Source organism: Actinomadura kijaniata NBRC 14229 (genome assembly GCF_001552175.1).
GTDB classification, from domain to species: Bacteria; Actinomycetota; Actinomycetes; order Streptosporangiales; family Streptosporangiaceae; genus Spirillospora; species Spirillospora kijaniata.
In genome coordinates, this window is sequence record NZ_BCQR01000188.1 from 1 (window position 1) to 22,715 (window position 22,715).

The 22,715-nt window shown below is 74.5% G+C and carries 24 protein-coding genes; 10 read left to right on the forward strand and 14 right to left on the reverse strand.

Translation table 11 applies throughout. The features are described 5' to 3' along the window. Positions 1-1,078: NAD-dependent epimerase/dehydratase family protein (locus tag AKI01S_RS41025; protein WP_067831103.1), on the reverse strand; the 1,078-nt coding region annotated here is incomplete at its 3' end. An 89-nt stretch (positions 1,079-1,167) separates the two neighbouring features. Between AKI01S_RS41025 and AKI01S_RS41030 the strand changes: the two genes are divergently transcribed. From AKI01S_RS41030 to AKI01S_RS41035, 3 genes are read left to right on the forward strand one after another with little or no spacing between them, the layout of a single operon-like run. Next, positions 1,168-2,547: a zinc-dependent metalloprotease gene (locus AKI01S_RS41030; protein WP_067831104.1), complete on the forward strand. Its 1,380-nt coding sequence runs from the start codon at positions 1,168-1,170 to the stop codon at positions 2,545-2,547. 23 nt (positions 2,548-2,570) lie between these two features. Then, entirely contained in the window at positions 2,571-2,723 is a 153-nt protein-coding gene (locus tag AKI01S_RS51345) for a hypothetical protein (protein ID WP_157420524.1), read from the forward strand. Beyond that, positions 2,720-3,277, forward strand: coding sequence for an NUDIX hydrolase (locus AKI01S_RS41035; protein ID WP_067831105.1), 558 nt, complete (start codon positions 2,720-2,722; stop codon positions 3,275-3,277). Before AKI01S_RS51345 ends, AKI01S_RS41035 begins: the two co-directional genes overlap by 4 nt. An 8-nt stretch (positions 3,278-3,285) precedes the next feature. Here AKI01S_RS41035 and AKI01S_RS41040 read toward each other — a convergent pair whose 3' ends face one another. Together AKI01S_RS41040 and AKI01S_RS41045 are read right to left on the reverse strand one after the other, a co-directional pair. Further along, complete coding sequence (locus AKI01S_RS41040) at positions 3,286-3,960, reverse strand: hypothetical protein (protein ID WP_245681995.1); 675 nt, start codon at positions 3,958-3,960, stop codon at positions 3,286-3,288. Continuing rightward, positions 3,957-4,451: a M48 metallopeptidase family protein gene (locus tag AKI01S_RS41045; protein WP_067831106.1), complete on the reverse strand. Its 495-nt coding sequence runs from the start codon at positions 4,449-4,451 to the stop codon at positions 3,957-3,959. The genes AKI01S_RS41040 and AKI01S_RS41045 overlap by 4 nt, the downstream gene beginning before the upstream one ends. A 261-nt stretch (positions 4,452-4,712) precedes the next feature. Between AKI01S_RS41045 and AKI01S_RS41050 the strand changes: the two genes are divergently transcribed. Then, positions 4,713-5,030, forward strand: coding sequence for a hypothetical protein (locus tag AKI01S_RS41050; RefSeq protein WP_067831107.1), 318 nt, complete (start codon positions 4,713-4,715; stop codon positions 5,028-5,030). A 293-nt stretch (positions 5,031-5,323) separates the two neighbouring features. On the opposite strand, the gene AKI01S_RS41055 is transcribed toward AKI01S_RS41050, so the two are convergent. Next, positions 5,324-6,124 (reverse strand): enoyl-CoA hydratase/isomerase family protein, encoded by an 801-nt coding sequence (locus tag AKI01S_RS41055; protein WP_067831109.1) that lies wholly within the window; start codon positions 6,122-6,124, stop codon positions 5,324-5,326. A 163-nt stretch (positions 6,125-6,287) separates the two neighbouring features. Between AKI01S_RS41055 and AKI01S_RS41060 the strand changes: the two genes are divergently transcribed. After that, a complete protein-coding gene (locus tag AKI01S_RS41060; RefSeq protein WP_067831127.1) occupies positions 6,288-7,622 on the forward strand; it encodes an ABC1 kinase family protein in 1,335 nt (444 codons plus the stop codon). Positions 7,623-7,856: 234 nt separating this feature from the next. Here the strand turns inward: AKI01S_RS41060 and AKI01S_RS41065 are convergent, their stop codons facing one another. From AKI01S_RS41065 to AKI01S_RS41075, 3 genes are all read right to left on the reverse strand, one after another. Then, on the reverse strand, positions 7,857-8,033 hold the full coding sequence (locus AKI01S_RS41065; protein ID WP_157420525.1) for a hypothetical protein: 177 nt from the start codon (positions 8,031-8,033) through the stop codon (positions 7,857-7,859). 104 nt (positions 8,034-8,137) lie between these two features. Continuing rightward, a complete protein-coding gene (locus AKI01S_RS41070) occupies positions 8,138-8,416 on the reverse strand; it encodes a WhiB family transcriptional regulator (RefSeq protein ID WP_067831112.1) in 279 nt (92 codons plus the stop codon). 121 nt (positions 8,417-8,537) lie between these two features. Beyond that, entirely contained in the window at positions 8,538-8,912 is a 375-nt protein-coding gene (locus AKI01S_RS41075; RefSeq protein ID WP_218010019.1) for a hypothetical protein, read from the reverse strand. Between the two features lie 335 nt (positions 8,913-9,247). Between AKI01S_RS41075 and AKI01S_RS41080 the strand changes: the two genes are divergently transcribed. Then, the gene (locus AKI01S_RS41080; protein WP_067831114.1) at positions 9,248-9,577 is read left to right on the forward strand and encodes a MazG nucleotide pyrophosphohydrolase domain-containing protein; all 330 of its coding nucleotides are present in this window, start codon (positions 9,248-9,250) and stop codon (positions 9,575-9,577) included. A 143-nt stretch (positions 9,578-9,720) separates the two neighbouring features. Here AKI01S_RS41080 and AKI01S_RS41085 read toward each other — a convergent pair whose 3' ends face one another. Beyond that, positions 9,721-9,918 (reverse strand): ferredoxin, encoded by a 198-nt coding sequence (locus AKI01S_RS41085; RefSeq protein WP_067831116.1) that lies wholly within the window; start codon positions 9,916-9,918, stop codon positions 9,721-9,723. Continuing rightward, a complete protein-coding gene (locus AKI01S_RS41090) occupies positions 9,918-11,093 on the reverse strand; it encodes a cytochrome P450 (protein ID WP_067831117.1) in 1,176 nt (391 codons plus the stop codon). Before AKI01S_RS41090 ends, AKI01S_RS41085 begins: the two co-directional genes overlap by 1 nt. A 116-nt stretch (positions 11,094-11,209) precedes the next feature. Between AKI01S_RS41090 and AKI01S_RS41095 the strand changes: the two genes are divergently transcribed. After that, positions 11,210-11,923, forward strand: a complete 714-nt coding sequence (locus AKI01S_RS41095) for a GbsR/MarR family transcriptional regulator (protein ID WP_245681996.1) — start codon at positions 11,210-11,212, stop codon at positions 11,921-11,923. A 9-nt stretch (positions 11,924-11,932) separates the two neighbouring features. Here the strand turns inward: AKI01S_RS41095 and AKI01S_RS41100 are convergent, their stop codons facing one another. Both AKI01S_RS41100 and AKI01S_RS41105 read right to left on the reverse strand, forming a co-directional pair. Continuing rightward, complete coding sequence (locus AKI01S_RS41100) at positions 11,933-12,187, reverse strand: hypothetical protein (protein ID WP_067831119.1); 255 nt, start codon at positions 12,185-12,187, stop codon at positions 11,933-11,935. Beyond that, positions 12,184-12,477 carry a DUF6247 family protein gene (locus tag AKI01S_RS41105; protein WP_067831120.1) on the reverse strand — a complete coding sequence of 98 codons (294 nt, stop codon included), beginning with the start codon at positions 12,475-12,477 and terminating at the stop codon, positions 12,184-12,186. The genes AKI01S_RS41100 and AKI01S_RS41105 overlap by 4 nt, the downstream gene beginning before the upstream one ends. 190 nt (positions 12,478-12,667) lie before the next feature. On the opposite strand from AKI01S_RS41105, the gene AKI01S_RS41110 reads away from it, so the two are divergent. Both AKI01S_RS41110 and AKI01S_RS41115 read left to right on the forward strand, forming a co-directional pair. Further along, the gene (locus AKI01S_RS41110; protein ID WP_067831121.1) at positions 12,668-14,704 is read left to right on the forward strand and encodes an AAA family ATPase; all 2,037 of its coding nucleotides are present in this window, start codon (positions 12,668-12,670) and stop codon (positions 14,702-14,704) included. Positions 14,705-14,976: 272 nt separating this feature from the next. Continuing rightward, positions 14,977-16,413, forward strand: coding sequence for an NAD(P)/FAD-dependent oxidoreductase (locus AKI01S_RS41115; protein WP_067831130.1), 1,437 nt, complete (start codon positions 14,977-14,979; stop codon positions 16,411-16,413). 66 nt (positions 16,414-16,479) lie between these two features. Here AKI01S_RS41115 and AKI01S_RS41120 read toward each other — a convergent pair whose 3' ends face one another. The 3 genes from AKI01S_RS41120 to AKI01S_RS41130 form a co-directional block, all read right to left on the reverse strand. Then, positions 16,480-18,240 carry a GMC family oxidoreductase N-terminal domain-containing protein gene (locus AKI01S_RS41120; protein WP_067831123.1) on the reverse strand — a complete coding sequence of 587 codons (1,761 nt, stop codon included), beginning with the start codon at positions 18,238-18,240 and terminating at the stop codon, positions 16,480-16,482. After that, positions 18,240-19,166, reverse strand: coding sequence for a hypothetical protein (locus AKI01S_RS41125; protein ID WP_218010020.1), 927 nt, complete (start codon positions 19,164-19,166; stop codon positions 18,240-18,242). The genes AKI01S_RS41120 and AKI01S_RS41125 overlap by 1 nt, the downstream gene beginning before the upstream one ends. A gap of 258 nt (positions 19,167-19,424) precedes the next feature. Beyond that, positions 19,425-20,396, reverse strand: coding sequence for an alpha/beta hydrolase (locus AKI01S_RS41130; protein ID WP_067831124.1), 972 nt, complete (start codon positions 20,394-20,396; stop codon positions 19,425-19,427). Positions 20,397-21,092: 696 nt separating this feature from the next. Here AKI01S_RS41130 and AKI01S_RS41135 point away from each other — a divergent pair. Further along, positions 21,093-22,715, forward strand: a 1,623-nt coding sequence (locus AKI01S_RS41135) for a beta-ketoacyl synthase N-terminal-like domain-containing protein (RefSeq protein ID WP_245681997.1), incomplete at its 3' end; no start/stop codon positions are given.

Consider the following 22,715-nt stretch of genomic DNA (forward strand, 5'->3'; position numbering starts at 1 on the left):
GGCGGCGCCGCCGGGCCCGCCGGATCGCCGCCGCCGCGCCGATCGCCGCGACGGTCGCGCCCGCCGCGGTCGCCATCGTGGCCTCCTTGCCGCCGACGCGCCGCCCGACGACCGCGTGCCGTCCGGAGCTCTCCTCCAGCAGCACCCGCAGCGCCGTGGCGTTGTCGTACAGCGGCTTCCAGCCCGCCTCCCGCAGCCGCGCGCAGTCCACGACCCACGGGTAGGCGACGTAGTGCAGGTCGGTGGCCGGGGCGGGCGTCATGCCGAGCCGGTGCAGGCGCTGCGCCATCCCGAACGTCAGCGCCGCCGGGAGCTCGAAGCCCCGCTTGCCGCTGATCTCGGTGACCTCCTCGGTCCCCAGCCAGCCGTCGCAGCCCACGCCGATCGGCCCGGTCAGCTCCTCGGCGACGACCAGCTCCAGCGCCGACGCCAGGTCCTCCACGTGGCAGAACTGCCAGCCGGGCGTGGAACCCTTCACCGACAGCAGCCGCGGGGCCTCGAAGTGCCGGGTGACCACGGTGTCGATGCCGGGGCCGACCAGCGCGGCCGGGCGCACCACCGTGACGTCCAGGCCCGGGTGGACGGTGGCGGCGCTGGCGGCCAGTTCCTCGATCTCCAGGTAGTCCCCGGCGATCGACTGGTTGGCCTCGGCGCGCAGCGGCGCGTCCTCGGGCAGCGGGACCTCGTTGTCGGGCGCGGCGCCGTAGACCATCGCGCTGGTGACCAGGACCACACGCCGCACCCGGGCCGCCGCCGCGGCCGTCACGACGGTCTGCGCGCCCCGCACGTTGTGGGTGCGGCGCTCCCTGGGATCCACCTCCGGCGACCGCTCCAGGTCGAGGTGGACGATCACGTCCACGTCCGACAGCCGGTTCGACAGCAGCGGGTCGCGGATGTCCACGACACGCCAGGTGACCCCCGGCACGTCGCCGCGGTGACCGTCGATGGCCACGACCTTGCGGATGTCCTCGCGCTCGGCGAGCCGGGCGGCCAGCAGCCGCCCCGCTCCGGCGGCCGCCCCCGTGACGGCGACGACCGGACCCTTGCTACGCCGAGGGCGAACCTTGCCCGTTGCCACGGAGGTGCCCCCTTCCTTGTGTACGCGACCTCGCCGGGACCGGCTAACGTTGCGGATATGAGCCCATCATGCATCCCGGGGGCAAACCGATGAGTGACACTCCGTTCGGCTTCAACCGTCCCGGGGATGACGACGACAAGTCCCGGGACCCGTTCCAGGGTGGCGACCCGTTCTCCGCCATGGGCGGCGACATGCGGCAGTTCGCCGACATGCTGCACCGGTTCGCCGACATGATCGGCCAGGCGCAGGCCCCCGGCGGGCCCGGCGACGGCCCGGTGAACTGGGACATGGCCAAGAACATCGCCCGCCACACCGTGTCCTCGTCCGGCGACCCCTCGATCGTGGACGTGGAGCGCCGGCAGGTCGCCGAGGCGCTGCGGCTGGCCGACCTGTGGCTGGACGAGGGCACGACGCTGCCGGCCGGGATCACCAAGCCGCAGGCGTGGTCGCGGTCGGAGTGGATCGAGCAGACGCTGCCGGTCTGGACCAAGGTCTGCGACCCGATCGCCGCCCGCATGGTCGACTCGATGGGCGGCGCGCTGGGCGGCGGGGAGATCCCCGCCGAGATGCAGGCGATGGCCGGGCCGCTGATCGGCATGGTCCGGCAGATGGCCGGGGCGATGGTCGCCGGCCAGGCCGGGCAGGCGATCGGCGCGCTGGCCCAGGAGGTCACCAGCTCCACCGACGTGGGGCTGCCGCTGGCACCGGACGGGGTGGGCGCGCTGCTGCCGTCGGGCGTGGAGGCGTTCGGCAAGGGCCTGGAGGTGTCCGAGGACGAGGTCCGGCTGTACCTGGCGCTGCGGGAGGCCGCCCACCAGCGGCTGTTCGCGCACGTGCCGTGGCTGCGCTCGCACATCCTCGGCGCGGTCGAGGACTACGCGCGCGGGATCACCGTGGACCTGTCGGGCATCGAGCAGGCCGTCGCGGGCCTGGACCTGTCCAACCCCGAGGCCATCCAGGAGGCGCTGGGCGGCGAGCTGTCGTTGCAGCCGGAGGAGACGCCGCAGCAGAGGGCGGCGCTGGCCCGGCTGGAGACCGCCCTCGCGCTGGTCGAGGGCTGGGTGGACACCGTCGTCAACGAGGTCGCCGCGGACCGGCTGCCGAACGCGGTGAAGCTGGCCGAGGCGGTGCGGCGCCGCCGCGCCACCGGCGGGCCCGCCGAGCGGACGTTCGCGACGCTGGTCGGCCTGGAGCTGCGTCCGCGCCGGCTGCGCGAGGCCGCCACGCTGTGGCGGACGCTGTCGTCGGTGCGCGGCACGGAGGGTCGCGACGCGGTCTGGGAGCACCCTGACCTGCTGCCGACCGCCGAGGACCTGGACGATCCGGACGGGTTCGTGCACGGCCGCGAGGAGATCGAGGGGCTGTCCGACCTGGACATCTCGGCGTTCACCGACGAGGCCCGTGAGGACAAGCCGAACGATAAGCCGGGGGACGGCGAGGGAGACGAGGGGCCGGAGAAACGCTCGTGAGGTTTCGTCGCGTTCGTCCGCATGTGAACAACTGTCTGCTGGACCGCGCGTCGGCGCTCGTCGCGGCACGCCGCCGGACCCAGCGGTCCGACCTGTGCTGGCAGCGCCCGCAGGACCAGGAGCGCCGCCGCCGCCAGCGGGCCAGCTCCCGCTACCCGCGCGTCGGCCGCACGTGACCGCCGGCCTCACCGCCGCCGGGACCCTGCACGCCGACGCCGTGCGGGTCCTGACGGCCTGGAACGCGCCCGACGCCGCCCAGGACGCGGTCCGCCGCGAGTTCCTGGCGCATCTGGCCGCGCACCCGGACGGCGTCTACCGCGCGTGCGTCCCCGGTCACGTCACGGCCAGCGCCCTGGTGCTGGACGCCACCGGCACGCGGGTCCTGCTCACCCTGCACCGCAAGATCAAGGCGTGGTTGCAGCTGGGCGGGCACTGCGAGCCGGGCGACGCGTCGCTGGCCGCCGCCGCGCTGCGCGAGGCCACCGAGGAGTCGGGCGTCGCGGGCCTGACGCTGCGGCCGGAACCGGCCAGGCTCGACCGCCACCGGGTGTACTGCCACCCCGAGGGGTCCTGGCACCTGGACGTCCAGTACGTGGCGGTGGCCCCGCCGGGCGCCGTCCACCGGATCAGCGACGAGTCGGACGACCTGCGCTGGTTCCCGGCCGACGCGCTCCCGGAGCCGACCGACGAGGCGGTCCGGAACCTGGTGGCCGCCGCGGCCTCCCGCTGACCCGGGCCTCAGCGCAGGGGGCGCCCCGCCAGCAGGGCGCGGGTCGTCTCCCAGCCCTCCAGGCCGGGGTCCAGCAGGCGCACGTCCTCCGGGGTGCGCAGCCGGTGCCAGCCGGGACCCTGCGGGACCAGACCGGGGCGCGGGGCCGCCGCGCGCAGGCGGGCCAGGGCGTCGGGGGTGTCCAGGGTGATCCGGCCGAGGGCCGTCGCGAGCCAGCCGTCGAGGGGCAGCCGGGCGGCCAGCGCGACCAGGCCGGTGCCCGCGTCGGGGCCGGTGCGGCCGGAACGTCCCGCGTTCGTCGCCTGGCAGGCCGCCGCCGGGGCGCTCCCCAGGGCCCGGAACAGCTTGCCGATCATCAGCGGGGGCAGGTCGGGCGCGTCGGGGGCCACCAGCGCCGCCGCGGTCGCGCCGAGGGCGTGCAGGGCGGCGAACGCGTCGGCCGGCGTGGACGCGTGGACCACCGGCGTGCCCGGCCAGGTGATCGTCTCGGCGTCCGGCGGGGCCGCCGGGCCCAGCACCAGCGCCGGGTGCACCGCCTCCAGTCCCGCGACGACCTCGTAGGTGTCCTCCAGCAGGGCCAGCGCGAACTCCCCCGCGTCGATCCCGGGCGGGGCCTGCTCGGGGGCGGACGCCACCACGGCCGCGAAACGCCGGGCGGGCCCGGCCGGATCGGGCAGGGTCACCCGGCGGCCTCGTGGCGCAGGTCGTCGGCGGACTCCTCCAGCGGCAGGTTCGCGGCGGCGGCGACGCCTTCCAGGTAGCCGCGGGCGCGTTCGGCCTTGGGGTAGTTGCCGACCAGGTCCCAGAAGTCGGGGCCGTGCCCGGGGATCAGCAGGTGGGCCAGCTCGTGGACCAGCACGTAGTCCACGACCCAGCCGGGCATCCCGCGCAGTCGCGTGGACAGCCGGATGGTGGCGTCGTCGGGGGTGCAGGATCCCCACCGGGTGCGCTGGTTGTCCACCCACCGGACGCTGGCGGGGACGGCGTTCCCGCCCAGGTAGCGGCGGGACAGCTCATGGGCCCGCAGCTCCAGGTCGGCGTCGCTGGGGCGGCGGCGGCGCTCCCGCTCCTCCAGGCGTTCGAGGAGGGTCGCGATCCACTGCTCCTCCTCGGCCTTACTGAGGCGTGACGGAAGCATGACCACGACCTTGTCCCCGTCCCGGTAGGCGGACACCGTCCGCCGACGTCGGGTGCTGCGGCGGACCTCTACGTTGGGGGGCACGACTGAAACCGTACCTAAAAATTTGCGGACTCCACAGAGGGCGATTGCCATCCGCCCAGGTCAACGCCGATGTTTTCGGCAAAATCTCAAGGATTCCCACAAAGTTCACCGTATGTGGTCGTCCCAGTCCGTTCCGGCGTGAACGGACCTGGCGCTTCTCTCCGTAGCCGTGTGGGTACCCATAGTGACAGCAGAGTCACGGAGGGAACAGTGGTGAACCGCAAGAAGAGGTCGGACAACGAGACCGGGCGGCGTCCACGGGCGGCCACGCTGGGCGGCGGCCTGGCCGGGGCGGCGGCGGGCCGGATGGCGTCCCGGGCGCTGCGCGGTCCGGCGGGCCGGATCGCCCGGCGGACGGGACTGCCCGCCACGGCGGTGATGCGGATCATCGAGGTGGCCGCACCGGTGGTGGTGTCGGCGGCGGCCGCCCGCTGGGCCAGGCGCAGGAACCGCGCCCAGGCCACCCCCGAGCCCCCCGGCCCCATCCCGATCGAGGGCGGCCTCCCCTACCACCACAGCCGCACCCGCTGACACCCGCCGCCCCGGCCGATCACCCACCACAGACGAGCGCTCAGAACGGACACCCGCCCAACCACGGGCAAGCACCCTTACGGGCGTCCGAGCACGGCCACGCTCACATGCGCGGACCCGAGCGCTCACCCACACGCGCAAACGCACGTCCGGACCAGGACATCCCCGCGGCTGCGGACGGTCACCCGCCCGCGCGCAGAGTCGGGCCCGGATGATCGCCCACGCGCGCGTCCGGAGCAGGGTGTCCGTCCGGGGGCGGGGGCTTACCGATCGTGGGTGGTCGGTCGGTGGGGTCACTCGCCGGTGAATTCTGGGGGGCGTTTCTCCCGCTGTGCCCGGATCCCCTCCAGCATGTCCCTGGAGGCCATGGTCACCGGCTGGGCGAGGGACTCCCAGCGCAGGGCCGTCTCCATGTCGGGGTGGCCGCCGTTCGCGAGCGCGACCTTGGTGAGGCGGGTCGCGATCGGGGCCCGGGTGGCGATCGTTCCGGCGACCGACAGCGCCTCGGCGAGGACCCGGTCGCGCGGTACGGCCCGGTTGACCAGGCCGTGGCGTTCGGCCTCGGTCCCGGTGACGGCGCGGCCGGTGAACAGCAGTTCGCGGGCCAGCGGCAGTCCGGCGACCTCCGGCAGCAGCCAGGTGGTCGCCATGCCCGGGTGCAGGCCGAGGGCGGTGAACGGCACCAGCAGCTTGGCGTCGTCGGCCGCGTACCGCAGGTCGCAGGCCAGTGCGAGGGCGAAGCCGGCGCCGACGGCATGGCCGTTCACGGCCGCGATCGTCGGCACCTCCAGGTCGCGGATCGCCAGCCAGGCGCGGTAGAACGCCAGCATCCGGTCGCGCAGCGCGGGCACGGCCACGGCGTTCTTCTCCGCCAGCCACGACAGGTCGCCGCCGGAGGTGAACGCGCTGCCCGCGCCGGTCACCACCACGCAGCGCAGTCCGGCGTCGGCGCGCAGGTCGGCGAGGGCCGCCGTCCACGCCTCGGTCATGGCGTCCGACATGGCGTTGCGGCGGTCGGGGTCGTTGAGGGTCAGGACGGCCACGCCGTCGGGACGGCGGTCCACCAGCAGGACGTCACTTCGCGCTTCGGACATGGGCGGCACCGTACCGTGCGCCCCCACGGCCGTCGGCACCGAGGGTGAGAAAGCGCACACTTACCCTCTTGGCGCAGGTGGTGGGTTGTTTGGCCAGGTTGGGCACGCCACCGGGCCGGGATCGTTGTGGCGGGAACGATCCCCATCCCCGACAATGGTCGACGTGAGCGATCTCCCCCGCCGCGCGGTGACGCGGTCCGCAAAGCTGGCGTCCCTCCCGCTCGGTTTCGCCGGGCGAACCGCACTGGGCGTCGGGAAACGAACGTTGGGCAAGCCCGCCGAGATGGTCGCGCTGGAGATCCAGCAGCGCACCGCCGAGCAGCTGTTCAAGGTGCTCGGCGAGCTCAAGGGCGGAGCGATGAAGCTCGGCCAGATGCTCTCGATCTTCGAGGCGGCGCTGCCGCCGGAGATCGCCGGACCCTACCGCGCCACCCTGACCAGGCTCCAGGAGGCGGCCCCGCCGCTGCCCGCCACCGCCGTGCACAAGGTGCTGGCCGAGGGGCTGGGCGAGGACTGGCGGGACGACTTCGCGGAGTTCGACGACCGGCCGGCCGCCGCCGCGTCGATCGGGCAGGTCCACCGGGCCGTGTGGAAGGACGGCCGCCAGGTCGCCGTCAAGGTCCAGTACCCGGGCGCGGGCAAGGCGCTGATCAGCGACTTCAACCAGCTCGCCCGGATCGGCAAGCTGTTCGGCGTCCTGATGCCCGGCCTCGACGTCAAGTCGATGCTGGCCGAGCTGAAGGAGCGCGTGGTCGAGGAGCTCGACTACACCATCGAGGCCGAGTCCCAGCGGCGCGTCCGCGAGGCGTACCCGGCCGACGACCCCGACTTCTACATCCCCGAGGTCGTCGCCCAGGCGGGGAACGTGCTGGTCACCGAGTGGATCGACGGCATCCCGCTGTCGAAGATCATCGCGGAGGGGGACGCGGAGACCCGTGACCACGTGGCCCTGCTGTACTGCCGGTTCCTGCTGTCGGGGCCGAAGCGGTCGGGCCTGCTGCACGGCGACCCGCACCCGGGCAACTTCCGCCTGCTGGAGGACGGCCGTCTCGGCGTGCTCGACTTCGGCGCGGTCGACCGCATCACGCCGGACTTCCAGTACCGCATGGGCCGCCTGCTGCGCATCGGCACGCTGGAGGGCATCGACACGATCGAGAAGGCGCTGCGCGACGAGGACTTCATCCGCGAGGGCGTGCGGGTCGAGGCCGAGGAGCTCCAGGCGTTCCTGGCGCCGATCACCGAGCCGTTCGTCGAGGACACCTTCCGGTTCTCCCGCGAGTGGCTGCGCGACATGGCCGCCCGGGTCACCGACCTGCGCCCCACCAACGTGGTCCGGCAGCTCAACCTGCCGCCGGAGTACGTGATCGTGCACCGGGTGCTGTCGGCGGGCACCGGTGTGCTGTGCCAGCTGGAGTGCGAGATCCCGGCGCGGGCCGAGTCCCTGCGGTGGGTGCCCGGCTTCGCCGACGAGTCCGACGCGGAGCTGGTCGGGAGCTGATCTCCGCGACGACGCGACGGGGCCCGCGCACCTCGGGGGTGCGCGGGCCCCGTTCCGTCGGCGCGTCCGGCCGGAGGGGAGTCCGGTGGACGCGCCCGGGACCGCCCTCGGGGAGGCGCGGCGTCCGTCAAACCATCCAAGAAAGAACGAACGCGCGCCTGCGACCGTCGGGCGGCGGGTCTGCGGGGTGCCGGTCCGCGGCGTGGGCAGCGCGCCGCGGGCCGACGGGGTGGATCAGTGGCGCTCGTCGTAGCGCGGCCCGGGGGCCGCGACCGGGGCGAGCAGCACCCGGGAGACGCGGGCCGCGCGGGTGCGGGCGTCACGGCGGGCCCGCCGCATCGCCCGTACCCTCGCGGCCAGTACCGCGTCGGGTATTCGCTCCCGGGACAGGTCCTGGCTGAGCAACGTCATCGTGGTCTCCCTGGCGGACCAGGGGCACGGCCCCACGGTGGGGACCGTGCTCACCTGGTCGGCACGGTCGAGGGTCGAAACGGCGGGCATCGTCGGTCGGGACCTCAGACGGTCACTTCGTCCGGCAGCGGGTGCTTGCGCGGACGGCCGCGGGGCCGCTTGCGCGCGACGATCACGCCGCGCACGAACAGCTCCCCGCCCCAGACGCCCCAGGGCTCCTTGCGCTCCAGCGCGCCGGCGAGGCACTGCGTGCGCACCGGGCACTCCAGGCACAGGGCCTTGGCGAGTTCGACGTCGGCGGGCGCCTCGGCGAAGAAGAGCTCCGGGTCGGTCCGGCAGGGAAGGGTGAGGTCCTCCTCGCTCATCGCGAGAGCCCCCTGCATCTCAGTCACCCTTGTTCCTCTCGTTGGATCTCAACGGGTGTGTCGTGGGTCGTCCGGACAAATAAGAAGGGCCGCGGATCCGTGTTCTGGATCCGCGGCCCTGGGGCTTGCCGGTGCTCTTCTAGACCGGTTGCCTCCAGGGGTACGGACCCGACACGCCGCCCTTGATGGACGGGACGTACTCGTCGGCCGTGGCCGGGATGGCGGTGCCTTCGTTCAGGTAGGCGAAGACACTCGTCCCCTGCTGGTCCTGGAATCGCTGTTCGTCGCGCAGATCGCGCAGGCGCAGGCCGAGGACGTCAACGCCCTCGTTCCGGACCCGGTCGATCCGCCGCATGCCGCCGCCAAGGCGCGCGGGCACACCGCCGCCGAGATGCGCGGGCATGCCGCCGGGGAACGCGATCCCGGCGGAGGCCACGGCGAAGCTCTGCCCCAAGGCGGTGCCAGGGCAGGCGGCGGTCAGCGACGACCACGATTTCGTCATCATGTTGATCACCGGACCGGACACCACCTCTCTGGCTCTTGGGGCAGGCTGCATCGGGTTCATGATCCCGACAGCGCCGCCGTCTGAATGCTCGCATCGAGCGTACGGCGGACCATGCAAGATCGGCAAGCGATTTTTTGACCTGCGATTTTGTGGAAGATTTCACGCAACTCCGGCCGAACCCCCGTCGCCGTCGCCGCGTCGTACCCGAGAGGGGGACTACGGCCGGGGCGGGAAACGCGTCCGGAGACCGGTCCAGGACCGGGCCAAAGATCATCTCCTGCCGGACGGCCCGCTGTCCACTCCGCCGCCCGGATCCCCGTCGCCGGGCGGCAGAATGGCCGACCATGCCGCCCGAACCGATCCCCACCGCGCCGTCCGACCTCGGCGCCGTGATCGCCGAACGCCTCCGCGCCCACTTCCCCGCCGACAACGAGCGCGACCGCCAGGTCATGGCGCTGGCCGAGGAGGTCGGCGAGTTCGTCGGCGCCTACCGCCGCTGGTCGGGCAACGCCCGCCGCACCGGCTCGTTCGACGACGTCCGCGACGAGCTGGCCGACGTCGTCATCACCGCCTACGTGACCGCCGCCGTCCTGGACGTCGATCTGGACGAGGCCGTCGGGGCCAAGGCGGCGAGGCTCTTCACGCGCGGCTGGCGCGACGGCCCCGCGGACTAGAAGCGTGTTGCAAAGCCCTGGCCTACGGCGCTCGCCCGAGGGCTCGCACCTCACCAGGGCTTGGCGAGCGCGGCATCGCTTCGCGATCTGACCTGCGGGCCACGCGCTCGCGTGCGTGGCTGAGGCCCCCTTTGAAACAGACCTTAGGGCTCCGTCACGCGGATGGCGTGGGTGGGGCACGACCGCGCGGCCCGGAGGACCGCCTGACGCCGGTCCTCCGGCGGCTCCTCCCGCAGCAGCTCGACGACGCCGTCCTCCTCGCGCTGGTCGAACACCTCGGGCGCGAGGAACGCGCACTGCCCCGAGCCGACGCAGGCCCCGGTGTCCACGCCGACCCTCATCAGTCCCCCCAGGCGACCGGCAGCCGGTGCACCCCGTAGATGATCATGTCGGTCCGCAGCGGGACCCGCCCGGCGGGCGCCGCCAGCCGCAGCGTGGGGAACCGGCGGAACAGCGCGGGCAGCGCCACCCGCAACTCCACCCGCGCGAGCTGCTGCCCGAGGCACTGATGGACGCCGTGCCCGAACGCCACGTGCCCGCCGGACGCACGGGTCAGGTCGAGCAGGTCGGGGTCGGCGAAACGCGCGGGGTCGCGGTTGGCCGCGGGGATCGAGACGGTGACCGTCTCCCCGGCGCGGATCCTCTCGCCGTGCAGCTCGACGTCCTCCAGCGCCGTGCGCACCGTGAACGGGATGACGCTCAGGTAGCGCAGCAGCTCCTCGACGGCGTCGTCGGCGAGGTCCCCGTCCCGCAACGCCTCCGCCTGCCCGGGATGCTCCAGCAGCGCGAACGCCCCGAGCGCCAGCATGTTGGCCGTGGTGTCGAGCCCGGCGCCCAGCAGCACGAAGCCGATGTTGACGAGCTCCTCGTCGGTCAGGTCGCTCCCGAGCAGGTCGCTCAGCAGGTCGTCGGTGGGCGCGGCACGCTTGGCCGCCACCAGCTCCCGCACGTACTCGTGGACCGTCGTGTAGGCGGCGGCCGTCTCCTCCGGCGACGCGCCCAGCCGGAACAGGTCCAGCGTGTGCCGCTGGAACCGTTCCCGGTCGTCGTAGGGCACCCCGAGCAGCTCGCAGATCAGCCGCGCGGGAACGGGCTGCGCCAGCGCCCCGACCAGGTCCACCGGCGGCCCCTGGCGTTCCATGGCGGCGAGGCGTTCGCCGGTGGCCTCCTCGATCCGTTCGGTGAGCAGCCGCATCCGCCGGACGGTGAACCGCCCGGCGAGCAGCCGCCGGTACCGCGTGTGCTCCGGCGGGTCCATGCTCCCGAACACGCCGGGCTCGGCGGGCCACGGCTCCGGCATGCCGGGCACCGGCATGTGCTGGAGCTCCGCCCGGGCGCTGAACCGCCGGTCGGCCAGCACCTCGCGCACCAGCGCGTGGCTGGTCACCAGCCATCCCTCGTGCCCGTCGGGATAGCCCAGCCGGCTCAGCGGCCGGCGCTCCCGCAGCTCGGCCAGTCCCGCGGGCGGGTCGAACGGCCTTCCGGCCCGCCTCCCGGTCGGCAACGACGCGACCATGGCGTCCCCTCCTCGTCTCGTCCACGACGAGGGCGACGTTAAGAATGGATTTCGCGCACCGGCAACGCCGGAAATCCGTATCCGCAGGCGACAGCCGTGAGAGTGGTGCAACGACCTTGAAGCTGAACGCACCGGCGGAGCCGACGCCGGGCTCCCGCCTGACCTACGACGAACGCCGGCGCATCGCCGCGGGCCTGACGGCGGGACTCCCCTACGCCGAGATCGCCCGCCGCCTGGGCCGCCCCCGCTCCACGATCAGCCGCGAGGTCGCCCGCAACGGCGGCCCCCGCCACTACCGGGCCCACCACGCCCAGCGGGCGACGGCCTGGCGGGCCCGCCGCCGCCCGAAGCGGCCGCCGCGACCCGACCGCACCCCGCCCCCGGCGGAGATCCACGACTTCGAGGAACGCTTCGTGGCGATGGCGGTCCGGACGGGCCTGCCCCCCATGCCCGCCCGCGTCCTGGTCTGCCTGCTCACCGGCGACGACGGCCTGACCGCCGCGGAACTGGCGGCCCGCCTGCGGGTCAGCCCCGCCTCCGTCTCCAAGGCCGTCAACTGGCTGGAGCGGCTCGGCCTGATCCGCCGCGAACGCCACGACCGCCGCGACCGCTACCTCGTCGACGACCACATCTGGTACCAGACGTGCCAGGCCAGCATCCGGTCGACGGAGATGTGGGCGGACCTCGCCCGGCAGGGGGCGGCCCTCCTGGACGCGGGCACCCGCGCCGGGGCCCGTCTCGACACGATGGGCCGGTTCTTCCACTTCCTGCACCAGGACATGCTCCAGGCGGCCGACCACTGGCACCGGGTCCTCGCCCGCCCCGGGTGACGGCCGCGTTCAGCCCGCCCAGGTGACGCGGTGGACGCGCACGACGCGCATCCGGTCGTCGACGTAGCAGTGGATCATGCCCCAGTCGCCGAACAGGGCCCACCGCATCGCCGGGTCGTGCCCGCTCTCGTCGGGGCGGGTGTTGGACCACGGGGCGTGGGACAGGGTGGTCAGCCGGTCGGTGAGCTCCTTGAACGCCGCCGGCGGCAGGCCCAGCGCCTCCTGCTGCGCCTGCTCGCCGAGGATGACGTGGTACTCGTTCACGGTTCCCGCCGGGCGACCAGTTCGTCCAGGGTGATGTAGCCGCCCTCGCCGCGGCGGGCGGCCTCGCGCCGGTCGTAGAAGTCGGGGGCGCTGTAGGCGACCGCCCGCAGGCTCCACTCGTGCAGGAACCGGCGGAGCTGGCGGTAGCGCCACACCTCGTTCGCGGCGGCCTCGGCGGTGGCGCGGTACTCCTCCAGGAAACGGGCTCGTTCGCGCTCGGGCAGCCGGGCGAGGATGCGTTCGGGGTCGTTCGGATCGTCGGTGTACTGGTCGATGGCCTCAGCCGTCACCGCTGCGCTCCTTCGCTACGACGCCTGCCCCCAGCGTAGGTCCGCGCCGCGCGCGCGTCAGGAACTCCACGGGACACGGTCGCGTGTCACGGCCCCGGTCCCGCCGTTTGACCCGCGCTCGCGGGGCGGGGCACGCTTCGTGGCGCCGGGGACGATCGGGGCGGAACGACGGCCGGGACGGGGGTTGGGGATGGCAGCGGGGGACGACCGGGGCTTCGCGACGCTGGGGCGCCGGCTCCAGGCGGCGCGGGAACGGGCCTTCGTCGGGCGGGGCGAGGAGCTGGCCGCCTTCGGCACGGCGCTGCGGAGCGGCGGCGGCGTGCTGTGGGTGCACGGGCCGGGCGGGGTCGGCAAGTCGACGCTGCTGCAACGCTTCGCGCGGGAGGCCGCCGCCGCGGGCCGGCCGGTCACCCTGCTGGACGGCCGCACCCTGGACCCGACGCCCGCCGCGTTCGAGGCCGCCGCCGCGCCGCTGCTCGCCGGGGGCGGCGACGGGGTGCTGCTGGTGGACACCTTCGAACGCGTGCAGGGCCTGGAGGGGTGGTTCCGGGAGCGGTTCCTGCCGAGGCTGCCCGACGGCGCGCTGGTCGTGGTGGCCGGGCGGACCCCGCCGGACGTCATGTGGACCGTCGATCCGGGATGGGCGCAGACACTGCGGCCGCTGCCACTGCGCGACCTGGACGCGCGGGACGCCGAGGCGTTCCTGGACGCGCGCGGCGTCGCCGAGGGGCTGCGCGGGCCGCTGCTGGCGTTCGCCGGGGGCCATCCGCTGGCGCTGTCGCTGGGCGCGGCGGTGGCGGGCAAGGACAGCGGGGCCAGCGCGCGGTGGACGCCCGCCCAGGACGTCATCGCCACGCTGCTGGACCAGCTCGTCGGCGAGGTCCCCAGCCCCGCGCACCGGCACGCGCTGGAGGTGTGCGCGCACACCTACGTGACGACCGAGGACCTGCTGCGGCACGTGCTGCCCGACGACGCCGCCGCGCTGTTCGCCTGGCTGCGGCGCCTGCCGTTCGTGGAGTCCAGCCGGCGGGGCCTGTTCCCGCACGACGTGGTGCGGGAGGTGCTGGAGGCCGACCTGCGCTGGCGCGACCCGCGCGGCTACGCCGAGATGCACCGCGGGATCGGCGCGTACCTGGCCGAACGCGTCCGCACCGCCGCCGACCCCGACGTGCTGGAGGCGGTCGGGTCGCTGTTCCACCTGCACCGGAGCGTCGGCGGCACCGCCGAGCAGATCAGCTGGCGCGGCGACGGCGAGGTGTACGAGGACCTGTTCCGGCCCGCCGACGTCCCGGCGCTGGTGCGGATGGCCGCCGAGGTGGAGAACGCCGGGTCGGCGGCGGCCGTGGCGTTCTGGGCGGCCCGCCAGCCCGAGGCGTTCCGGCTCTACCGGCGGACGCGGACCGGCGAGCTGGTGGGGTTCTGCTCCTGGCTGCGGCTGTCGCGGCCCTCGGCGGAGGAGGCGGCGGCCGACCCGATCACCGCGACGGCGTGGGAGAACGCCCGCGCGCTCGGCCCGTTGCGGCCCGGCGAGCACCTGGCCGTCGGGCGGACGTGGGTGCGGGCCGAGGAGAGCGCCCTGTCGCCGGTGTCGGACCTGGTCCAGTGGCGGGCGATCGGGTACTGCCTGCGCGCCGACCGCATGGCGTGGTCGTTCATGGCGATGCGCGACGACACCCCGATGCGCGACTACCTGGCCGCCTTCGACTTCCACGACGTGGGCGGGCACGCCCGGCTGGGCGGCACCGAGTACGCGCTGTTCGCCCACGACTGGCGGGCGGTCCCGGCCGACGCGTGGCTGGAGCGCCTGGACCGGCTGCTGCTGGGCGACCCGGTGGACGCGCCCGGCCCGCCCGCGGCGGGCCTGACGGTGCTGACGCGCGAGGAGTTCACCGACGCCGTCCGCCGGGGCCTGCGGCACCTGTCGCGCCCCGCCGAGCTGGCCGCCAACCCGCTGGCGGGCACCCGCCTGGTCGCCGGGGCCTCCGGCGGGGACCCGGCGAAGGCGCTGCGGCGGATCCTGGAGGAGGCCGTCGAACGGGTGGGGCGCGACCCGCGCGCGGTGAAGTTCCACCGGGCGCTGAAGGCGACCTACCTGGCGGGCGCCCCGACCCAGGAGGCCGCCGCCGAGCGCCTCGGGCTGCCGTTCACGACCTACCGGCGCCACCTGGTGTCGGGCGTCGAGCGCGTCGGCGAGGACCTGTGGCACCGGGAGATCCACGGGACGTGACCGCGCCCGGCGCGGTCAGGGGCGCGCCGCCCGGGAATCCAGCAGGAGGGCGTTGGATTCCTCGGGCCGGTGACGTGGGGCCCCGCCGTCCTGGACTTCGAGGGCGACGCGTTCACGGTCCCGGCCGCCGGTGGCCGTCCGGCAGGCCGTTCGCCGGCGCGGCGGGCGGTGGTGGACAGAAACCGGACAGCGAACGGCCTGGGAACCGGTCATCCGTCCCGGCGACGGTGAGGGCGTCCAACGGAAACACCACCCACACGGGGGAGATCACGATGTCCTCGATCGTCATTCTGGGGGCCGGCGTCACGGGACTGTCGGCGGCGATGCTGCTGGCCGGGGACGGGCACCGGGTGACCGTCCTGGAACGCGACGCCGCGTCCGTCCCGGCGGACGGCGCGGCCGCGTGGCGGGACTGGGTCCGGCCGGGCGTCAACCAGTTCCGGCTGCCGCACCTGCTGCTGCCGCGCTGGCGGCAGGAGGCGCAGTGGGAGCTGCCCGAGGTCGTCGCCGAGCTGCGGGCGCTCGGCGCGCGGGAGGTGAACCTGCTCGGGATCGGCGACTGGCCCGGCGGTGTCAACGCCCACCGGCCCGGCGACGAGCGGTTCCTCACCCTGGCCGCGCGCCGCCCGGTGATCGAGGCCGCCGTCGCCCGCGTCGCCGCGCGCACCGCCGGGGTGACCGTCCACCACGGGGTGCGGGTCGTGGGCCTGACGGCCACGGACGGGGACGTCCCGCACGTCACCGGGGTGCGCGCCGCCGACGGCCGGGTGTTCGGCGCCGACCTGGTCGTGGACGTCTCGGGACGCGGCTCGGCGGTCCCGGCGATGCTGCGCGACCTCGGCGCGCGCCCGCCCGCCGAGGAGCGGGAGGAGGCCGGGTTCGTCTACTACTGCCGCCACTTCCGGACGCCCGACGGGCAGGTCCCGCCGTTCCGCGGATGGCTGCTGGACCACTACGACGGCCTCTCGACGATCAAGCTGCCCGGTGACGCGGGCACCGTCTCGGTGACGTTCGTGGTCTCCGACGGCGACCGGCGGCTGCGCGCCCTGCACGACCCCGCCGTGTGGGACCGGGCCGTGCGGCTGTTCCCGCACCTGGAGCCGTGGACGCGCGGCGAGCCGCTGGGCGGGGTGCGGGCGATGGCCAGCCTCCAGGACCGGTACCGCCGGTTCGTCGTGGACGGGCGCCCGGTGGCGACCGGGCTGGTCGCGGTCGGCGACGCGTGGGCGTGCACCAACCCCGCGCTCGGCCAGGGCGTCGCGATGGGCCTGCTGCACGCGATGGCGCTGCGCGACGTGCTGCGCGGCGCCGGGGAGCCCGAGGCGCTGGTGCGGCGCTTCGACGAGGTCACCGAGACCGCCCTGACGCCGGTCTACCGGCAGATCGTCGACTGGGACCGCAACCGCCTGGCCGAGATCCACGCCGACATCGCCGGGGAACCGCACCCGGACGGCGACGAGAACTGGCAGGTCACCAGGGCCGTGGACGCGACCAAGCTGCGGGACCCCGACGTCCTGCGGGCCGCCGCCGACGTCGGCTCGATGCTGACGACCGCGCAGGAGGCCCTGGCCGCGCCCGGCCTCGTCGAGAAGATCATGGGCCTGGCCGCGGGCCTGCCCCGCTACCCCGAGCCGGGCCCCACCCGCGCGGAGCTGCTGGCCACCGTCGGGGACGCGGCGCGCCCCCGCCTCGCGGCCGTGTCGCGCTGACCGGGAGCCCCTCGCGGCCGGGCGCGTTCCCGGGTCCGGCCGCGGGGGCGGGTTCCCGGCGGGAGGTCACAGCGCGGCCGAGATCCGCGGGTCGGTGGAGGGCACCGGCGCCTCGGCGCGCACCCAGGGACGGCCGCCGAAGTGCCGCGTGAAGATCCTCTCGGCGGTGCGGGTGGCCAGGGCCTGGGTGGTGAGGGTCGGGTTGGGGCCGCCCAGGGCGTTGGCCAGCGCCGAGTTGTCGGCGACGTACAGGCGCCGCACCCAGCGGCTCTCGGCGTCGGAGGTCAGCACCGAGTCGCGCTCCGACAGGCCCATGCGCATGGAGGAGTGGACGTGCAGCAGCAGCGGCGCCCAGTCGAAGCGGTAGACGCGGCGCGCCCCGGCCTTGCGCAGCAGCTCGGCGGCCCTGCGGGCCAGGAACTCGCGGTTGGCGTTGGTGCGGCGGCTGCGCGCGCGTCCGTCCAGGGCGACCTTGGGGGCCGCGCCGTGCTCGTCGGCCGGGAACGCCGACAGCAGCACCCGGTTGTCGCGCTCGACGTCGTCGTCGGTCAGCACCAGGATGTTCACCAGCCGGTTGACGCCGTGCAGCAGCGCCTCCTTCAGCTCCGGCCCCAGCACCCGCCCGGCGCGGCCGTCCCACGGGCCGGTCATGCCGCGCCCGTTGCCGTACCGGCCGCGGATGCCGCTGCCCGACAGCGCCATGACGAACGCCTGGTTCGCCGGCCCCAGCCCCAGCTGCTCCAGCGCGCCGCGGCCGGGGAAGTCGCAGCGCGCCGCCGAGCTCGGGCCCTTGGAGGAGCCGGTGTCCTCGTCGAACAGCCCGGTCACCCCGTCCAGGAAGTGGTCGGTGTAGCCGCGCCCCACCCACCCGTTGGGGTTGGGCAGGTCGCTGTTGAGCCACAGCCGGGGCGTCTCGGTGGCGCCGCCCGCCAGCACCACCACGCGGGCCTCCTCGCGGTGGCGTTCGCCGGTCGCGCCGACCCGCCAGGTGACGCCGGCGGCCTCGGTGTGTCCGCCGCGCCGCCGGGTGTGCACCCTGACCACGAACGCGTCGGGCACCAGCGTCACGTCGCGTCCGCCGCGCGCCCACGCCGAGGCGGTCAGCGCCATGGGCACGTAGCTGTTGTCGGTGGAGCGCTTGGCGAACTGGTTGCGCGGCGCGCGGACCGGTTCCATGCAGCCCTGGAGGCAGAACCCGCAGTAGGTGCAGCCGGTCGCCCGCGGGTACACCAGGCGCGCGGGGTCGGTGGTGCGTCCGGCGGTGCCGCCGGGCTGCAGGATGGCGTTCTCCTGCGGCCGGTAGGAGGCGCGCAGGGTGTCCTTGGTGGTCTGCACGGGGATGCCCAGTTTCTCGGCGCCGCGGAAGAACACCGTCTCCTTGGTGCCCATCGCGGCGGTCTGCACCGGCAGCGTCGCCTCCACCCACTCGTAGTAGGGCACCAGCTCGGCGTAGGGGAACGGGAAGGCGTGCGCGGTGTCGTAGGCGTCGCGGTCGGGCCCCTCGTACCCGGCGAACGCGCCCCGGTAGGCGCGCGGGGAGTTGCCGTAGTAGTGCTGGGTGGTGCCGCCGACGCCCGCCACCTGGAGGATGAAGGAGTTCTGCGGCTCCTCGCGCAGCCAGGCGGGCTTGCGCCGGTCGGCCGGGCCGAACCGCAGGAAGCCGGTCAGCGGGTTGTTGGCGTCGTTCTCGTAGTGCGTCCAGGACGCCCGCGGATCGGTGTGGTGGGGGCCGCCCTCCAGCAGCAGCACGTCCAGGCCGCGCGCCGCCAGCTCCTTGGCCACCACCGGGCCGCCGCCGCCCGCGCCCACCACGATGACGTCGCGCATCAGCCGGTCACCTTCCGTCGTCCCTGGTAGTAGCCCCGGTACTCGTCCCATCCGTCGATCGAGGGGGTGTAGCCCGACACCTGCCAGCCGACCGGGCGGCCGGTGAGCCGCCGGGTGGCGGGGTCGAAGACCGCCCACTCGCTGTAGGCGCCCAGCGCGGTCACCTCCAGCAGCGTCCCGGCCAGGAACCGCAGCAGCCCCGACACCGACCCGCGCAGCGGCTCGGGCAGCCGCCGGTCCAGCGTGCCCACCAGCGCCGGGTCGGGCCCCTCCAGCAGGTGGAACACCCGCGCCTTGCGGGCGTAGGGCAGCCGCGCGAACGGCGCGGTGAACGGCCCGGCCACCGACGCCGGGTGCACCCGCACCGCCTGGACGTTCAGCAGCAACGCCACCACGCCCGACAGCGGGATGGTGGCGTCGTTGTCGAGCAGGCGGCGCAGCCCGGCGTCCACGCGTCCCACCGCCGCGCCGGGGGCGTCGCCGCCCGCCGCGCCCGGCAGCCGCAGCGTTCCGGCGCCCTGCGCCAGGGCCCGGATCAGCGGGACGGCGATCTGGTCGGGAAAGGGCAGGAACCGGTCCAGCGCGTCCACCAGGAACGCCGGGACCTTCGCCTCGATCGCGCCGGGTTCGCGGCGCGGGGTGCCCTGGGCGCGCGAGTAGGGGTCGGGGCCGGGCGCCACGAACACCGCCAGCCCGCCCATGGTGTCGGCGGTCACCGCGTCCAGGGCCCGCCGCACGGCGCGCGCGTCGGCGGCGGGATCGGGGGCGGCCGCGGCGGGCGGGGCCGGGAGCAGCGGGACGGCGGCCAGCAGCCCGGCCGCGCCCAGCAGGGCGCGCCGGTCCAGCGGGACCGGGCCCGGCGCGGCGGGGTCGGAAACGGTGGCGGGGTCGGAGGCGGGGGAGACACGGGATGGGGAATCGTTCATCGACGTCGCCCTTCCTGGGAGCCGTGTCCTGCGACGGTAGGGGCGGTGACGACCGGTTGTGGAGGGGCGCGGATGGCCGATGGTGTCCATGGGTGAGGGGTTGACCCGGTTGCGTTGCTCAGGGGTGCTCGCACCCTCCGGGACGGCTTCCCCTGCGCCCGGTCCGGTTTTGGCAGCGGGCTGACAACCACCCGCGCGGCACCGCGGGGCTCCCGGTTTCCGGTCGGCCGGTCAGGGGCGTCCGAAACCCCGGACGGATCACCGGCCGAGAGCGTCCATCAGCATCGGATAGGCCGCGTGCAGGTCGCGCTGCCAGTACGGCCAGCTGTGCTGCCCGTCGTGGAAGTCGGTGGTCACCGGGATGCCGAGATCGCGCAGGCGGCCGGTGAACGCGCGGGCGTGGTCGTTCGCGGCGGCCTCCACCGGGTCGGTGAACGGCAGTCCGCCGAGGGAGCCGGGCCTGCCGTTGCCGCTGGCCACGAACAGCCGCGTGCCCGCCAGCCGCCCGGCCAGGTCGTAGGGGTTGTGGGCGTGCCAGATCGCGGCCTGGTCGTCGGGGTCGCCCCAGACGCGCCGCCAGTCGGTGCCCGGGCAGGAGAAGGACGGCCCCCAGCCGGTCGAGTCGTCGCCGGGCGTGTGGCCGTGCAGGGTGTGCAGGTAGCCGCTGAACGCCGCCGCGGCGCGGAACGTGCCGGGGTGCCGGGCGGAGTACAGCATGGCGCCCAGTCCGCCCATGGAGTTGCCCGCGACCACGCGGGCCGTTCCGGCGCGGTAGGAGCGTTCGAGGATCCGCCGGAGTTCGGTCAGGTGGAACGTCTCCCACCGCGGCGGGCCGCCGTCGCCGTGGTTCCACCAGTCGGAGTAGTTGCCGCAGCGGCCGCCCTCGGGCATGACGACGATGACGTCGGAGCCCGCGGTGAGCCGCGCGACGTCGGTGTCGCGCGTCCAGGCGGTGTAGTCGTCGACGCCGCCGTGCAGCAGCCAGAGCGTCGGCCAGGTGCGGTCCGCGGTGCGCGACCAGCCCGCCGGGAGCAGGAGGCGGACGTTCTTCCGGCCGTCCATGGCGGGCGACCGGATCGTCAGGTCGACGGTGCGGGGCGCGACCGTCTTCTCCGCGACGACCCTGGCCTCGTCGGCGCGCGCGGGCGCACCGGCCGGGAACAGGACGAGGAGCAGCAGGAGCGGGACGAGGACCCCCGGCCATACGGCGGGGGTGGCGCGACGGGGCAAGGCGGGCCTTCCGGAACGGCCGGCGGGGGAACCGGCCATTGGCGTTGGGGGTCCACCGGAGAAAAGGGGTCACCGAGGTGAGGGCGGGAACGTGTCAGCGAGGAATGGCGGGCCTGCCGACTCGGCAGGCCCGGCGATGCGCCGCGGACGGGGTAATGACTTTCACGAACTGCGGAGAATCCCCGCTCCGATGGTGCTGCCGAATTCGTTCCCGTTCACGATGCGTTCGAATCCGGTCACAAAAGCGATATAAAATGCATTTCCTTGCCAGCTTTCACTGGCAGGGTGCGTCGACCACGCATGACGCTCGGCCTCCCACCCGTGGCGGTCCGTGTGAAACCGGTGGCCGCAACGGTCATCCTGGCACGTACGGGGACACGGGGCGCACCGTGTCGCAAGGGGGCCACTGCGGGCACGACCATGCCAACAATGGCAGGGAAAGGGCCGAAAAAATTGTCACTCGATGATCGTTCGAGTGCTTGACGGCGAACGAAGGCGATGCCTACAGTCGAGTAACTTAGAACGATCTTGGTCCGGAGGAGGCCCGGCGACGTCGTCGGCGACCGCCTCCGGAATGGCCGGGCGCCACTTCACGCATTCCCCTCACCCGAACATTCTCCGCCGCCTGTTTCGGCATGCCTGAATTCGGGTCGGAACGGCGCGTGAAGCGCCCGCCGCCGCTTCCTGGGGGTTCATGTGGGTTCTCGTATCGCGATCGTCGGCATGGCGTGCCGGTTCCCGGACGCCGCGACGCCCGACGAACTGTGGGACAACGTGCTGGCGGGACGCCGGTCGTTCCGGCGCATCCCGTCCCAGCGCATCCGGCTGGAGGACTACTACAACGCCGACCGCGCCTCGGCCGACCACATCTACATCACCGAGGCCGCGCTGCTGCGCGACTGGGAGTTCGACCGGGTGCGGTTCAAGGTCGCCGGGTCCACCTACCGCAACGCGGACCTGACCCACTGGCTCGCGCTGGAGACCGCCGCCGCGGCCCTCGCCGACGCGGGCCTGCCCGAGGGGCGCGGCGCGCCCGGCGGGTCCACCGGCGTCGTCGTCGGGAACTCGCTGACCGGCGAGGGGATCCGCGCGGCGCAGATGCGGCTGCGCTGGCCGTACGTGCGCCGCGTCGTCGCCGACGCCCTCAAGGACGACGTCGCCGCCGACCGGCTCGCGACGCTGCTGGCCGAGCTGGAGCACTCCTACAAGGCGCCGTTCCCGGTCCCGGACGGCGACTCGCTGGCGGGCGGGCTGTCCAACACCATCGCGGGCCGCATCTGCAACCACTTCGACTTCAACGGCGGCGGCTACGTCGTGGACGGCGCGTGCGCCTCGTCCCTGCTGTCGGTGATCACGGCCTGCAATGCGCTGCTGTCCGGCGACATGGACCTCGCGGTGGCGGGCGGCGTGGACATCAGCGTGGACGCCACCGAGCTGATCGGCTTCTCCCGCGCGGGCGCGCTCGCGATCGAGGAGATGCGGGTGTACGACCAGCGCTCGGCGGGGTTCTGGCCCGGCGAGGGCTGCGGCATGGTGGTCCTGATGCGCGAGGAGGACGCGGTGGCCCGGGGGCACCGCGTCCACGGGTTCATCGACGGCTGGGGCCTGTCGTCCGACGGCGCGGGCGGCATCACCCGCCCGGAGACCGACGGGCAGCGGCTCGCGCTGGACCGCGCCTACCACCGCGCCGGGTTCGGCCCGGACGAGGTCGCCTACTTCGAGGGGCACGGCACCGGCACCGCCGTCGGCGACGCCGCGGAGCTGGAGACGCTGATCGAGGCGCGCCGCGCCGCCGGCACCGCGGCGCCGCCCGCGGTCGTCGGCTCGATCAAGGCGAACATCGGGCACACCAAGGCCGCGGCGGGCGTCGCGGGCCTGATCAAGGCGGTGAAGGCGGTCGCCACGGGCGTGCTGCCGCCCACCACCGGCTGCGAGCGCCCGCACCCGCTGCTGGACGAGGGCGCCGACGCGCTGCGCGTGCTGCGCAAGGGCGAGCCCTGGCCGGACGGGGCGCCGCCGCGCGCGGGCGTCAGCGCGATGGGCTTCGGCGGCATCAACACGCACATGGTCGTGGAGGCGCCGCGGGCGGGCCGCCGGACGCGCGTCGACAACCGCACCCGCTCGGTGCTGAACTCCCCGCAGGACGCGGAGCTGTTCGTCCTGGACGCCGACTCCCCCGCCGCGCTCGCCGAACGCGCCGCCGCGCTGGTGCCGGTCGCGGAGGCCGCGGCGCGGTCGGAGCTGCCCGACCTCGCCGCCCACCTGGCCGGACGGCTCACCCGCCGCCCCTGGCGCGCGGCCGTGGTGGCGGACGCCCCC

Excerpts from the sequence above, each read along its gene's own strand:
- AKI01S_RS41030 (WP_067831104.1), top strand. The coding sequence starts at position 1,168 with ATGAGTGACACTCCGTTCGGCTTCAACCGTCCCGGGGATGACGACGAC.
- AKI01S_RS41055 (WP_067831109.1), bottom strand. The coding sequence starts at position 6,124 with ATGTCCGAAGCGCGAAGTGACGTCCTGCTGGTGGACCGCCGTCCCGAC.
- AKI01S_RS41065 (WP_157420525.1), bottom strand. The coding sequence starts at position 8,033 with ATGACGTTGCTCAGCCAGGACCTGTCCCGGGAGCGAATACCCGACGCG.
- AKI01S_RS41070 (WP_067831112.1), bottom strand. The coding sequence starts at position 8,416 with ATGCAGGGGGCTCTCGCGATGAGCGAGGAGGACCTCACCCTTCCCTGC.
- AKI01S_RS41080 (WP_067831114.1), top strand. The coding sequence starts at position 9,248 with ATGCCGCCCGAACCGATCCCCACCGCGCCGTCCGACCTCGGCGCCGTG.
- AKI01S_RS41085 (WP_067831116.1), bottom strand. The coding sequence starts at position 9,918 with ATGAGGGTCGGCGTGGACACCGGGGCCTGCGTCGGCTCGGGGCAGTGC.
- AKI01S_RS41090 (WP_067831117.1), bottom strand. The coding sequence starts at position 11,093 with ATGGTCGCGTCGTTGCCGACCGGGAGGCGGGCCGGAAGGCCGTTCGAC.
- AKI01S_RS41110 (WP_067831121.1), top strand. The coding sequence starts at position 12,668 with ATGGCAGCGGGGGACGACCGGGGCTTCGCGACGCTGGGGCGCCGGCTC.
- AKI01S_RS41115 (WP_067831130.1), top strand. The coding sequence starts at position 14,977 with ATGTCCTCGATCGTCATTCTGGGGGCCGGCGTCACGGGACTGTCGGCG.
- AKI01S_RS41120 (WP_067831123.1), bottom strand. The coding sequence starts at position 18,240 with ATGCGCGACGTCATCGTGGTGGGCGCGGGCGGCGGCGGCCCGGTGGTG.
- AKI01S_RS41125 (WP_218010020.1), bottom strand. The coding sequence starts at position 19,166 with ATGAACGATTCCCCATCCCGTGTCTCCCCCGCCTCCGACCCCGCCACC.